Below are 13,189 nucleotides of genomic sequence, written 5' to 3'. Positions count from 1 at the left end.
TTTATTACCCTGTGATTATATCTTTTATTTGGTTTAAGTTAGTTATCCCAATAATATCAATCCCTTCATTTTTTAGTGATTTTGAAACATTTGCCTGCGGCACAATAATTTTCTTGAAACCATGTTTTTTGGCTTCATTTATTCTCTCAATGCCATATGGGATAGGGCGAATCTCACCAGATAGACCAACTTCTCCCATTATAAGCATATCATGAGGAATTTCTATTTCTTTGATACTAGAGTAGATAATTAAAATCAGTGCCAAGTCGATACTAGTTTCATTGACCTTTATACCACCAACTACATTTAAAAAGACATCTTTATCATATAAATCAATATGCATATAGCGTTGTATAATAGCTAATATCATCGCTAAGCGATTACTATCGATACCAACACATAATCTACGTGGTGGTTGATTGATATTTTTATCAACAACAAGTGACTGTAGTTCAACTAATAATGGTCTGGTTCCTTCCCACACCGAAACTATCGCGCTGCCAATCAGATTAGTGCGACCGTTATTTAGAAATATTGCCGAGGGGTTTTTAACCTCTTTCATACCTTTATCAGTCATTGCAAACACACCAATTTCATTGACGGCACCAAATCTATTTTTAAGTGCACGCATCATCCGGTATCTTCCATTATCCTGTGACTCTATAAATATCACAGCATCAACAATATGCTCTAGCACCCTAGGTCCTGCAACTTCACCTGATTTTGTTACATGACCTACTAAAAAAACTGATATCTCATATTGTTTGGCAATTTGGGTGATATAAGCGGTTGATTCTCTTACTTGAGAGACACCACCAACCATTGACTGAATCTCTGGATTGTACATTGTTTGGATTGAGTCTATCACTACGACTTCAGGCTTATGCTCTACCATATAACTAACAATTTGTTCGATATTAGTCTCACACATTACCAGAAGATTATCTTTGGCAAGATTTAGTCTCTCAGCTCGAAGTGCTATCTGTTCGAGAGACTCTTCACCGCTGACATATAAGACTTTTTTTTGTAACGATAGAAAAGACATTATTTGCAGAAGTATCGAAGACTTACCTATACCAGGATCACCACCAACCAAGATTACTGAACCTTTTACAATACCACCGCCTAACACTCTATCAAATTCACAAATATGTGTAGATACTCGAGAATGTTCTTTACCTTTGATAGCTGTTAATGAAGTTGCTTTAGAGATACTCCCAGCAAACCCAGTACGAGATTTTGGTGTTTTTTTAGGATCTAATTTAAGCTCTTCTACAAAAGTATTCCATTGGTTACAACTATGGCACTGGCCTTGCCAGCGTGGAGATATTGCACCACATTCTTGGCATATAAAAATTGTTTTTTGTTTAGCCATAACTTATTTACTTTGGTTTATATCCTAATAAATACTTTGAAAGCACTCTTTCTGTTTCTGGAGCATTAGGACCTATAAATTGTACAATATAGCGATATTTGTTATTATTTTGCTCGATTGTTGACGTAATGCTTTGAGGGAATACCGAGATAACTCTTGCTTCACATCCTACTTGTTCTTTAAGCTCAGTTAAAGTTACAGATATTCTAATAATATCATGTAAATAGAGAATTTTTGAGCTACCAACCTCCATGCCTCCATCTTTGATTAACTTAACATAATGGTTATAGAGCTGATCACGCTGATCAAAAGAGTATTCAAGCTCAAGTTTTATATCTTCTTCGCTATAGTCAACACTGATACTGCCTTCAACAATATCACTAGCTTCATAATCGTCATCACTATCATCAGCAGAGTTATCATCTAGCGCTAATTTTTGCTTAGGATATAGTGGTGAATTTTTTCGGACAGTATTTAGTCAAAAAATAGATGTCAAATTATCAAAAATATTTTCTATTTTAACTTTACTAAAATACACATCAGCAGGAGTCTTATATTCTAAACTTTGATGATATCTATCAGTATTATAATATTCAAAGTAATCAGTCAGAGCTTCTCTAACTTCAGCTACTGACTCAAATTCTTTTAGGTATATATATTCGTATTTAACACTTCTCCATAGACGCTCAATAAATATATTATCAAAACATCTACCTTTAGCATCCATACTAATTGAGATACCTTTATTTAGCAAGGTATTTATCCAAGCGTTTGAAGTATACTGTGCTCCTTGATCTGTATTGAAAATACCACAGCTACTACTAGCTAAAGCTCTCTTAAGAGTATCAATACAAAATTCTGCTTCTAAACTAATGCTCAACTGCCAATCAATTACATACCTACTATACCAGTCCATTATTGCTACAAGATATATATGCCCATGTTTCATACGAATATATGTTATATCTGAGCACCATACTTGGTTAGGGTAGTAAACACAAATATCATTTAGTAGATATGGATATATAATATGTTCTTGTCTAGATTTTGCGCTTGTGATTGGCTTTGGGTATATAGCTTGTAAACCCATTTTATCCATCAAGTATTTTACTTGATTTCGAGTAACATCGTATCCAAGGTTATTTAGGTATACCATAATCTTTCTAGAGCTTTCATGTGGCCTTGCTGTATAACGCTCATCTATTAGACGCATTAAGTTTTCAGTATGCTCATCTATACCTTTATACTGATAATAATATACTGATCTATTTAAGCCCAAAAGTTGACACTGTCTGACTATTGGGATATCTGGATTATTTGGTTCTATTAACATTTTCTTATCCCTACAACTCAAAATTAGATTTTTTTTTCATCCAGTCAAGCTCCACTTTGAGCCTACCAATTTCTTCGTATAGCTTTGATTTTTCTTTTTCGTCTAATAAATCTTGCTTAACTGGCGGAAGTTTACCTGAAAATAGTTGTTTTATGCTCTCTAAAGCCTGCTTCTTCCAGCTTGTAATCTGGCTAGAGTGAATTTCGTATTTACTACTGATTTGAGCTTGGGTTAATTCACCTTTTATGGCTACAACTGATACCTCATATTTAAATGCAGCACTATGAGATTTTTTCTTCTTCATTTATGTCTCCTTTTCTTATCGAAGACACCTATTTTACCTTCTTAGCTACCTGTCCGAAAAAACCGTACCACTATAGGATTATCATCCTCATTACTCTCATTATCTTCACTAATCAAAGTTGGATCTATATCTAATCCTTTACTTTGATCAATATCAATTTCAATAACATTAATATTTTCTTGAGATTCTTCATCATCTGTATCATCATCTATTTGATATGGAGTAATAGGGGCACCTTCTAGTTCATTCTCAAACTCAACTTCAGCTAGGATATCATCGTTTAGATCATTAATACGCTGTTGTGATTTTTGGGTTTTCTCGGTTATCATTCCTTCACGAGAATTTCTTTTATTTGAGTTTTGAGGTTTTTTACTGTTAGGAGTTGCTTTTTTTAGGAGATCTAATCTATTCATCTGACACGCCTCTTTAATCGTGATCGTAATATTCTATAGCTAAAATATATAATACTTGAAAGTAAGATAAGTATAAATATTGATAAGTGCTTATTATGAGATACCCAGTGTTTGATATCAGATTTATCAATAAATTTCAGAATAGTATTACCAGATAGATAACCTAATGAGATATATATTACTGACCAGGTAAGGCTACTGATACTATCTAAACAGATAAACTTAATTCTACTTACTTTGCTAAGTCCTACTACTAGTAGAGTTATAGTGCGTAATCCGTATAAAAACCTGATGCTGAGAATTGCTAAAGATTCATAATTATCTAGAATTTTTAGTGATTTTTGGACTTTGTAGTGCCATGCTTTTTTTTCAAAGTTTTTCTTGCTGATGAATTTAGAGAGTATAAATAAACTATTATCATGCAATATAGCAGCAACAGTTGCAGCTATAATCGCGAGAGGGTAACTAAACAATGCTGCTGCAGTTGCGATACCTACCATAATTAAGAATATTTCGCCCTCAATAAATACTCCTAACATAACAGCTAGATAACCCCAGTCAATTAGTAAACTCCAAAATTCACTTTCACTCATACTTAATTCCTATAAGATCGCGTGATTAGTAATTCATCTACTAAAACTAATGCCAGCATCGCTTCAGCTATTGGCACGCCTCTGATACCAACACAAGGATCATGTCTACCTTTGGTGATAATAGTGGTATCATTACCTTGTATATCGATGCTTTTGCCTGGTTGGAGAATACTCGAGGTTGGTTTAAATGCTAATTTAGCAATTATATCTTGACCTGTTGATATACCACCTAATATTCCACCGGCATGATTTGATAAGAAACCTTGCTCTTGAGTAATTTCATCACGGTGTTGGCTACCTTTCTGTGCAACGCAGCCAAAGCCATCACCAATGCTGACTGCTTTGACAGCGTTGATACTCATCATCGCATAAGCAATACTTGCATCAAGCCGATCAAAAACTGGTCTACCTAATCCTGCTTCTAGACCAGTTGCTACTACAGTGACCTCAGCACCAATAGAGTCGCCTTGTTTGCGGATGCTATTAATTAAATCCTCACAAGCTGTGATAGCATTTTTATCTGCAATAAAAAAGGGATTTTGATTTATAAAATCCTTATCGATAAAATCTATTTTAAGGCTGCCGATTTGTGAGCAAAAGCCGTAGATCTCGACGCCATGATGCTTGAGTATTTTTTTGGCAATTGCACCAGCTGCAACACGCATTGCTGTTTCTCTTGCCGATGATCTACCACCGCCACGATAGTCACGAATACCATATTTTTTGAAGTAGGTATAATCAGCGTGCCCTGGGCGGAATTTATCTTTGATTTCGCTATAGTCCTTTGATTTTTGATCTTGGTTTTTTATTATCAAGCCAATAGGTGTACCGGTAGTTTTACCTTCGAAGACTCCAGATATTATCTTGATCTCATCAGGCTCTTTACGCTGGGTTGTGAATTTTGATTGACCTGGCTTGCGTCTATCTAGCTCTATTTGAATATCTGCTTCGCAAAGAGGTATATTACTAGGACAGCCATCAATAATAGCTGCAAGTGAGTCGCCATGGCTTTCGCCACAAGTGGTTATGGTGAAAATTTTACCAAAAGTATTTCCTGACATTATTGATAATGATAAGTAGTTTGTTTTTTTATAATAGCATAAATACTCAGCGCTTTTATGTTATCTAATGCTGATTTTGTTACAAATAATTAATTTAAGTTAACTTTTTATCTATAATAAAATTTTTGAATTACTAAAACTGTTATAATAGGAAACATTACAAGCGCATCGATTTTAGATATTAAATCCCATGAAAGTAAAAAACTACTTACTATGTAAAGACATGTTCCAATCAATGCGATTAATATAAATCCTAAACTAAAACCGTCGAATCTTTTTTGTTTGTAGTTTTTATAGATTTGCGGAATCCAGTAGAGGGTATTAACTACAAAGCCAATATAGTAAGCAAGCTGATAAACTAACTGATGGTTTGAGCCCATTGCTAGCATAGCTATAGCAAATAAGATAATAAAACTAATATTTACTATTTCGGGCATTTTTTTGCAAAAGATAGATATTTGTAACTGCTGTATACAAACTCCAAGTAAGTAGATAATAGCAACGACAGCATACTGCCACTCATAGCCAAAGCCGATAGTTTCAACAATATTAGATAATACCGTAATAAAAATACCAAACTGTGTCAAAATACTAATATTTGACAAGGCCTGTTTATTTCTGAAATTATGTATAATTTGTGGAACAAATTGAACAGAATAAAGCAAAAGAGAAGCATTAAGTACTATTTGTCCAAAAAACTGAGTATTAATAGTTTAGCTCCAGCTTTGATAATTTAATTTAATAATACCATGTATTAGATTTTTGACAACTATTGTCAATTTTTGGCTGAATTTTTTGTTAATAAACAAATATAAATACTCCTCGCCATAGCCATCTTTCTGCAATATCTTCTTTAGGGATAAATCTAAGAGCTGTAGAATTCATAGAGCATCTCTTACCAATAGGTTGAGACTCATTATCAAAAACATCTCTTAACTGTGAGTTGGCTAGATTAACTTTGGGAAACTTTTGTTCGAGTCATAAACAGTTATGATCAGTTTTTGTTTTTATAAATGAGTTATCAATAAGTAGTTAGCTTATTTAGTGCTGGTGTTTTATCAAAATTTTGCCAGTTTTGGGTATCAGCTAATACCATAATCAGCATAAATAAAGACATGAGTATAATTTTTTTCATAAGTTTTTAATCCTAAAAACTAGTCTGATTATTAATGATTTTAGTATGATAGGTTCACTTTGCAGCTAATACTTAACTGATTAATTGCATCTTAAATATAGATAATATTTTTAAATGTTTGTATGATTAAATTGTCTATGGCCTAAATTTGGGAGGTACAAAATGCCTAATTTTTACAAGTTGTGTGGTGTAAGTATGCTTACATTTGTTTTAGCAGACTGCACGCTTTTGTCAGGAAACAAAATTTACGATCTTAATCATGATGATGAGCTAATTGTACATATGAGAAATGTCAGTACTAATAAAGAAGTTGGTACAATCACAATATCACCATATATTCATGATGGCAAGCAAGAGGGAATGCTGATCACTCCACATTTATATAACTTACCTGCTGATACTAAGCATGGTATGCATATTCATATCAATCCTAGTTGTAAAAATAATGGTATGTCAGCAGGTGGGCACTGGGATCCAGATAATACCCAAAAGCACCTTGGCCCATACAATACCGATGGTCATAAGGGAGATTTACCTGTACTAGTTGTCAATGCTAATGGGACTGCAACCAAACCTGTAGTAGCTCCAAGATTAGATTCTCTAGATGAACTAGTTGGTCATAGTTTGATGATTCACGCAAGATCAGATAACTACTCTGACAAACCGCAATCTTTAGGTGGTGGCGGTGCTAGAATGTGGTGTGGAGTTATATCAGATTAAGCTATGAATTATGAATTAGTGGCACGTCTAGGTTTTTTCTTATTGATACTCTTTATAGTAGCGTTATGGGAGTTGCTTGCTCCGCTGCGTAAGCTAAAAATTCCTAAGAAAACCCGCTGGATTAATAACTTACTTCTTGTCGTTTTAAATACGCTATTATTGAGGTTGTTATTCCCTACGGCTGCTGTTGGTGTGGCAGTATTTTGTCAACATTATAATCTAGGCTTACTGAATATTATAGCTATACCAATGTGGTTAAAAGTGGTGATAGCTTTTTTAGCTTTAGATTTTATAATATATCTTCAGCATGTATTATTTCACCACTTACCATTGTTATGGCTATTCCACAAGGTTCATCATCTTGATTTAGATTATGATGTGACTACTGGATTGCGCTTTCACCCTGTAGAAATAGTATTATCAATGTTGATAAAATTTGCTGCTATTTGTCTTATTGGAGCGCCAGCATTAGCAGTGATCATTTTTGAGATTATTTTAAATGGCACTTCATTATTTAATCATGGAAATATTCGTTTGTCGGCTTGGCTTGATAGAGTTTTAAGATTAATGATAGTTACTCCTGATACGCATAGGGTTCATCATTCAACTGTTCCAAAAGAGACAAACTCTAATTTTGGTTTTAATCTGATATGGTGGGATAAGCTAATGGGAACTTATCTAGCCCAACCTAAGAAGGGTCATATTCAGATGGATATCGGCTTAAGTGAGTATACAAACCCTAAGCAGACACAGCCTCTTATTAGTATGCTTAAAATACCTTTTTCAAGGAAATAGAGCCCTCAACTAATTTAGTATTTTTCTTTTTCGAGATGAAGAAATATACACAGCAAGGAATAATCATTGCAGGAGCACCAAAATAGAAGGCACCTCTTAGCTCATCATTAAACAATGTTAACACTAAGCATAAAACTTGTATCCATATACCAAATAATGAAATATAAGGAAATAGAGGCGCTTTAAATAGCATCTTGCTAGTAGCATTTCGTTGTATAAGTTGTTTTCTAAAGTTATATTGCGACCAACATATACAAATCCAGCAAATTGTAGCTGTAAATCCTGACATTGCTAGTAGGTTAGTAAAAGCAGCAGAAGCCGATAATTTAAACGAAAGTATTAAAAATGTCCATACAGCTACTATACTTACATAAACTGCATAGTGTGGTATAGCTGCTGAATTTAGCTTTCTAAATATACTCGGAGCCATTCTTGCTCTAGACAAACCATATAATGAGCGAACAGCTGCATAAAAACCACTATTAGCACAAGAAAATGCAGCTACAAGAACCACAAATGCAAATACTGCGGCAAATTTATCTAAATGATAATATTGCAGTGCTGTAGCAAACACAGAATCATTTAAGCTCATCTGTTGCCATGGAAAGATTGTTGCAAGCAGAAAAACTGGTATTACATACAGGCCAACTATTCTAATCGCGACATGCTTTGCAATTCTTGGCATTTGTTTTTCAGCGTTATCAGATTCACTTGCGGCTAATCCGATAATTTCTGAACCTTGGAAATTTACTAGTAGTATTACCATAGTTGTTATTAGGATAAGTTTGCCTTTAGGGAAGAAACCACCTTCTCCAACTATATAAGTGCCTCCTAGTATACTATCAGTATTGTTTTGGATTATGTCAAAAAATATCAGTATTGCAACTATACTAAATAAACCAAGCGCTATAATTTTTACCAGTGCCAGCCAAAACTCAATCTCACCAAAAATTTTTACTTTAGTAAGATTTATGATAGTTATAAATAAACCAAATAAAGTAGCCCACATATAAGTAGGTACTGCAGGTAAAAATGTATGCATGATTATTCCACCAGCAATACATTCTGAAGGGATATAAATTATCCAGTTAAGCCAATACGACCAGCCCATACCACATGCTATAGCTGGTGATACATATTTAGCAGTATAGTAAATAAATGATCCAGAATTTGGGGAATTGGCTGTTAGCTCAGCTAAGCACAAAGTCACCGCGTATACGATAATGCCAGCTAGAATATAGGCCAAAATAGCAGCAGGGCCAACTTCTGCTAATACGTAACCTGTACCTAAGAAGAAACAAGAGCCAATGATACCGCCTAAAGCTATTAGCTCTATATGGCGAGGTTTTAGAGTTTTAGCAAGTGCCATAATTTACTCCAAAGCAGCTAAGGTAAGCGAATTATAGACTTGGTTTTAGCTTTGTCAACAAAAAATGCACTTTTTGCCTACTTGAATTTATCAAATATTTATTCAATAATGATGTTTAAATCGAATTACTCTAACTAAGAAAGGTTGAAATGTCTGAAATAAACCAACTAGGCAAGGTCTATGAACGCCCGTGGGGAACTTATCAAACAATTAATTTTACTGACAAAAGCCAAACAAAAATAATTACTGTAAAACCAAAAGGGCGACTTTCATTACAAAAGCATTTCAAGAGAGCTGAACACTGGGTAGTTGTAACTGGTAGACCAACTATTACAGTAGATGATAATGTGCGTGAATATAATGTTGGTGAGCATATATTTATACCTAAAGAGGCTGTACATAGGCTTGAGAATTTCACAGATAATGATATTCAGATTATAGAAGTGCAAGTTGGTGATTACCTTGGGGAGGATGATATTGTGCGCTTAGAGGATATTTATAAGCGTAATTAATCCTTTCAAATCGTAAAAAAAATACTCATTGTTTCTCTAATCATCTACAATTATTTTTAGTAGAAGTTTTTTTAAAGTATTTAAGAGAATCTTATGACACTAAAATCTAAAGCTGCTGTAGCATATAAAGCAGCTGAGCCACTCTCTGTAGAGATTGTCAATGTAGCATTACCTAAAGATAACGAAGTTTTAGTTGAAATTAAAGCAACTGGAATTTGCCATACAGACGCATATACACTATCAGGTAGAGACCCCGAAGGACTTTTCCCTGCTATACTAGGACATGAGGGCGCTGGTGAGATAGTAGCAGTTGGCAAAAATGTAACTTCTGTCAAACCAGGGGATCATGTTATAGCACTATATACACCTGAGTGTAGAGAGTGTAAGTATTGCCTAAATCCTAAAACTAATCTGTGCCAAGCAATTAGACAAACTCAAGGCAGAGGAGTTATGCCAGATGGTAGCTCAAGATTTACCACCCAAGATGGCAAAGAGATTTATCACTATATGGGTTGCTCGACATTTTCAAACTATACGGTATTACCTGAGATTGCAGTTGCTAAAATCCGTAAAGATGCACCCTTAGATAAAGTATGCTATATCGGCTGTGGTGTCACAACTGGTATTGGTGCTGTAGTTAAAACAGCTAATGTTGAAGCTGGCTCAAGTGTGGTGGTATTTGGTTTAGGTGGTATTGGTTTAAATGTAATCCAAGGTGCTAAGCTTGTTGGTGCGGGACAAATAGTTGGTGTTGACATCAACAATGACAAAAAGGCATTAGTAGAAAAGTACGGTATGACAGACTTTGTTAATCCTAATGAAATTGATGAAGACTTGGTCCAACATCTTATCAGCTTGACTGGTGGTGGAGCTGATTATAGCTTTGAGTGTATTGGTAATACAACAGTAATGCGTCAAGCTCTAGAATGTGTTCATAAAGGTTGGGGAGTCAGTGTAATTATTGGTGTTGCAGGTGCTGGCGAAGAGATATCTACGCGACCATTTCAGCTAGTGACAGGGCGTACATGGAAAGGTTCAGCGTTTGGTGGCATGCGTGGCAGGACTGATGTGCCGATGATTGTTGATTGGTATATGGATGGTAAGATTGATATTGATAATCTTATTACGGCAAATATCAAAATTGATGATATTAATAAAGGTTTTGCAGAAATGCACAACAATATTAGAACAGTTGTTACTTTTTAGGTTTTTATATATTTTTTTAAAGAAAAAACTATTGAGAAAAAGTGATTATTTATTGTTATAAGCTTTGATAGCTTTATCTAAAAGCTCTAGAGCTCTTTTTAGTGATTTTTCTTCTAAGATATAAGCGATTCTTATCTCATCTTTACCAAGACCTTTAGTTGCATAGAAATCAGCAGCAGGTGAGACCATTACAGTTTCGCGGTTATCTTCAAATTCTGTCAATAGCCATAGTGCAAACTTTTCAGTATCATCAATTGGTAGTTTAGCAATTACATAGAAAGCGCCAGTAGGCTTTTCACAAACTACATTATCCATTTTTGAAAGAGCTTCGAAAGTGATATCTCTTCTTTTTTGGTACTCTGTGTTTACTTCTTTTAGGTAATCTTGTGATACTTCATAAAGAGCAGCAGAGCCAATTTGCTCAAGAGTTGGTACACATAGCCTAGCTTGGCATAGCTTTGTAACTTCTTTGATAAACTCTTTATTTTTTGAGCAAAGTGAACCAATTCTAGCACCACAAGCACTATAGCGCTTAGATACAGAGTCAACGATAATCACACGATCCTCAACACCTTTGATATTACCAAAAGATGTACATACAAGACCATCATAAGTAAACTCCCTATATACCTCATCACTGATGATAAATAGATCTTTCTCTTTAGCTACTTCTGCTAAAGTTTCTAGCTCTTGTTTAGTGTATACAACACCAGTAGGATTACCAGGATTAGAGATCATGATAGCTCGAGTTTTATCAGTTACACAAGCAAGTATTTCTTCTTTTGAAGGTAGATGGAAACCTTCTTCGGCTTTTGTAGTGATTGGTCTTATAGCTACATCAACTGCAGTTGTAAAACCATTATAGTTTGTATAGAAAGGTTCAGGTACAAGTATTTCATCACCAGCATTACAAGTAGCAATAGCAGCAAATATTAGCGCTTCAGAACCACCATTGGTGATTAAGATTTCATCCTCAGCGAAATCCATATCAAATCTCTTGTAGTATTTTGAGATAGCTTTAATTAAGCTTGGTTCACCATTTGCTATAGAGTAGGCGATAGTCTCTTTATCGTAAGCTCTGATAGCATTCATAAACTCGCTAGGAGTTTTGATATCAGGCTGACCAATATTAAGGTGATACACCTTTTTACCTTGTTTCTCTGCTTGAATAGAATACGGCACTAACTTACGTACTGGAGAGGCTTGCATTGCCTTTACTCTTCTTGATAATTGCATCTAATAAATCCTTCTATGTTTGATATTAGTCAAATAGGCCACAACGGATTATAATATATTTTTTTCAGGTAAAAAATATTTAATTTATTAATATTTACCTTATTGCTATAATTATTAACTTTTCTAATACTAAATATATCAGTTATAATTTAAGTTTATAAACAAATATTGATATATCTTGTTTTCAATAAGTATTTATGACCTTTAATGAGAAATTAGAGAAAAAAACTTTAAAAACTAATCTGATAGTTGCTTCTATTTATGCTTTATTTTCTATAGTAATAGTATACTTTGCTCAATCTTTGTCAGTACTATTGGATACTGGCTACTCTGTTATATCAATATTAATTTATGCTGTCTCAATATATGTTTTAAGAAAGATTAATCAACCTGCAAATAAATATTATCATTATGGTTACTATCGACTAGAGCCTATATTTATTATGCTTGAATCTTGGTTTGTATTACTTATCGCTTTTAGTGTTATTTTGATAGCGATATTTAATATTTTTACTCATACAATCAAACCAAATTATGGAATAGCATTGTTATCAGAAACGGTAGGAGTTATTGTATGTATTTTTATGTTCTTATTTGTTAATAAAAGAGCTAGAAAGACAGGTTCAAAGATTTTATTTTCTGATGCGTTAATGTGGAAAGCTGATGCATTATTAGGGGTTGGAGTTATTTTTAATATATCTATAGGTTTTATTTTAGAAAAGTTAGGTTATACCAAGCTGGCTTTATATGTCGACCCTATAGTAGCAATCCTTATAGGATGTTATATTACGATAAATCCAATAAAACTTAGCAAAGAAGCATATTCGCATTTATTAGATGCTGCTCCAGATATTGAATTTAGAAACCAAATTAGGCAAATTGCAAAACAAATTGCGGAAAGTTATTTTTTATTGATTGATAATATCAAAATTACTCAATCTGGGCGTTTTATGTTTGTAGATGTCTATTTGGAATTACCTGAAGTCATAGAAGCTAAAAAAATACTTATTTTTAAAACTCAACTACAGCAGCAGCTACAAAACTCTTTTCCACAAAATAAGTTAAAGGTCTATATTAGTTTCTAAGGATAAAATCGTCAGTTTATTACTTGTATAAGTAGGCAAGAGCATATATATT

At 33.9% G+C, this 13,189-nt stretch carries 12 protein-coding genes and 2 pseudogenes; 5 read left to right on the top strand and 9 right to left on the bottom strand.

Annotated features, from left to right (window positions below):
• Positions 1 to 4 precede the first annotated feature (4 nt).
• From radA to CGC45_RS07055, 7 genes and pseudogenes are all read right to left on the bottom strand, one after another.
• Entirely contained in the window at positions 5 to 1,375 is a 1,371-nt protein-coding gene (gene radA, locus CGC45_RS07085; RefSeq protein WP_071629610.1) for a DNA repair protein RadA, read from the bottom strand.
• 7 nt (positions 1,376 to 1,382) lie between these two features.
• Positions 1,383 to 1,820 (bottom strand): annotated as a pseudogene (locus CGC45_RS07080) (PilZ domain-containing protein); the annotation flags it as partial.
• A 33-nt stretch (positions 1,821 to 1,853) separates the two neighbouring features.
• Positions 1,854 to 3,012 (bottom strand): IS3 family transposase gene (locus CGC45_RS07075; protein WP_114702015.1). Its coding sequence is split into 2 segments (ribosomal slippage): positions 1,854 to 2,735 and positions 2,737 to 3,012, totalling 1,158 coding nucleotides; the frame shifts between segments, so codons are not numbered across the junction.
• 74 nt (positions 3,013 to 3,086) lie between these two features.
• Positions 3,087 to 3,425 (bottom strand): annotated as a pseudogene (locus CGC45_RS07070) (PilZ domain-containing protein); the annotation flags it as partial.
• Positions 3,422 to 4,018 carry a DedA family protein gene (locus tag CGC45_RS07065; RefSeq protein ID WP_071629608.1) on the bottom strand — a complete coding sequence of 199 codons (597 nt, stop codon included), beginning with the start codon at positions 4,016 to 4,018 and terminating at the stop codon, positions 3,422 to 3,424. The gene CGC45_RS07065 and the pseudogene CGC45_RS07070, both read right to left, overlap by 4 nt.
• 2 nt (positions 4,019 to 4,020) lie before the next feature.
• A complete protein-coding gene (gene aroC / locus CGC45_RS07060) occupies positions 4,021 to 5,079 on the bottom strand; it encodes a chorismate synthase (protein ID WP_071629607.1) in 1,059 nt (352 codons plus the stop codon).
• Positions 5,080 to 5,186: 107 nt separating this feature from the next.
• The gene (locus tag CGC45_RS07055) at positions 5,187 to 5,789 is read right to left on the bottom strand and encodes a PQ-loop repeat-containing protein (protein WP_071629606.1); all 603 of its coding nucleotides are present in this window, start codon (positions 5,787 to 5,789) and stop codon (positions 5,187 to 5,189) included.
• Positions 5,790 to 6,376: 587 nt separating this feature from the next.
• Between CGC45_RS07055 and CGC45_RS09160 the strand changes: the two genes are divergently transcribed.
• Together CGC45_RS09160 and CGC45_RS09155 are read left to right on the top strand one after the other, a co-directional pair.
• Complete coding sequence (locus CGC45_RS09160) at positions 6,377 to 6,934, top strand: superoxide dismutase family protein (RefSeq protein WP_114702114.1); 558 nt, start codon at positions 6,377 to 6,379, stop codon at positions 6,932 to 6,934.
• Between the two features lie 3 nt (positions 6,935 to 6,937).
• Complete coding sequence (locus tag CGC45_RS09155) at positions 6,938 to 7,729, top strand: sterol desaturase family protein (RefSeq protein ID WP_114702113.1); 792 nt, start codon at positions 6,938 to 6,940, stop codon at positions 7,727 to 7,729.
• On the opposite strand, the gene CGC45_RS07035 is transcribed toward CGC45_RS09155, so the two are convergent.
• Positions 7,704 to 9,098: an amino acid permease gene (locus CGC45_RS07035; RefSeq protein ID WP_071629605.1), complete on the bottom strand. Its 1,395-nt coding sequence runs from the start codon at positions 9,096 to 9,098 to the stop codon at positions 7,704 to 7,706. The genes CGC45_RS09155 and CGC45_RS07035 overlap by 26 nt on opposite strands.
• Positions 9,099 to 9,247: 149 nt before the next feature.
• Between CGC45_RS07035 and CGC45_RS07030 the strand changes: the two genes are divergently transcribed.
• Positions 9,248 to 9,610 carry a phosphomannose isomerase type II C-terminal cupin domain gene (locus CGC45_RS07030; RefSeq protein WP_071629604.1) on the top strand — a complete coding sequence of 121 codons (363 nt, stop codon included), beginning with the start codon at positions 9,248 to 9,250 and terminating at the stop codon, positions 9,608 to 9,610.
• A gap of 93 nt (positions 9,611 to 9,703) precedes the next feature.
• Entirely contained in the window at positions 9,704 to 10,816 is a 1,113-nt protein-coding gene (locus CGC45_RS07025; RefSeq protein WP_071629603.1) for an S-(hydroxymethyl)glutathione dehydrogenase/class III alcohol dehydrogenase, read from the top strand.
• A 45-nt stretch (positions 10,817 to 10,861) separates the two neighbouring features.
• On the opposite strand, the gene CGC45_RS07020 is transcribed toward CGC45_RS07025, so the two are convergent.
• Positions 10,862 to 12,052 (bottom strand): pyridoxal phosphate-dependent aminotransferase, encoded by a 1,191-nt coding sequence (locus tag CGC45_RS07020; protein WP_071629602.1) that lies wholly within the window; start codon positions 12,050 to 12,052, stop codon positions 10,862 to 10,864.
• A 197-nt stretch (positions 12,053 to 12,249) separates the two neighbouring features.
• Between CGC45_RS07020 and CGC45_RS07015 the strand changes: the two genes are divergently transcribed.
• Positions 12,250 to 13,137: a cation diffusion facilitator family transporter gene (locus tag CGC45_RS07015; RefSeq protein WP_071629601.1), complete on the top strand. Its 888-nt coding sequence runs from the start codon at positions 12,250 to 12,252 to the stop codon at positions 13,135 to 13,137.
• The last annotated feature ends 52 nt before the right edge of the window (positions 13,138 to 13,189 follow it).

Origin of the sequence: Francisella opportunistica (assembly GCF_003347135.1) — a bacterium.
Taxonomy (GTDB): Bacteria; Pseudomonadota; Gammaproteobacteria; order Francisellales; family Francisellaceae; genus Francisella; species Francisella opportunistica.
The sequence above is the reverse complement of the archived record's forward strand: the minus strand, read 5'-3'. Positions and strand labels throughout refer to the sequence as shown.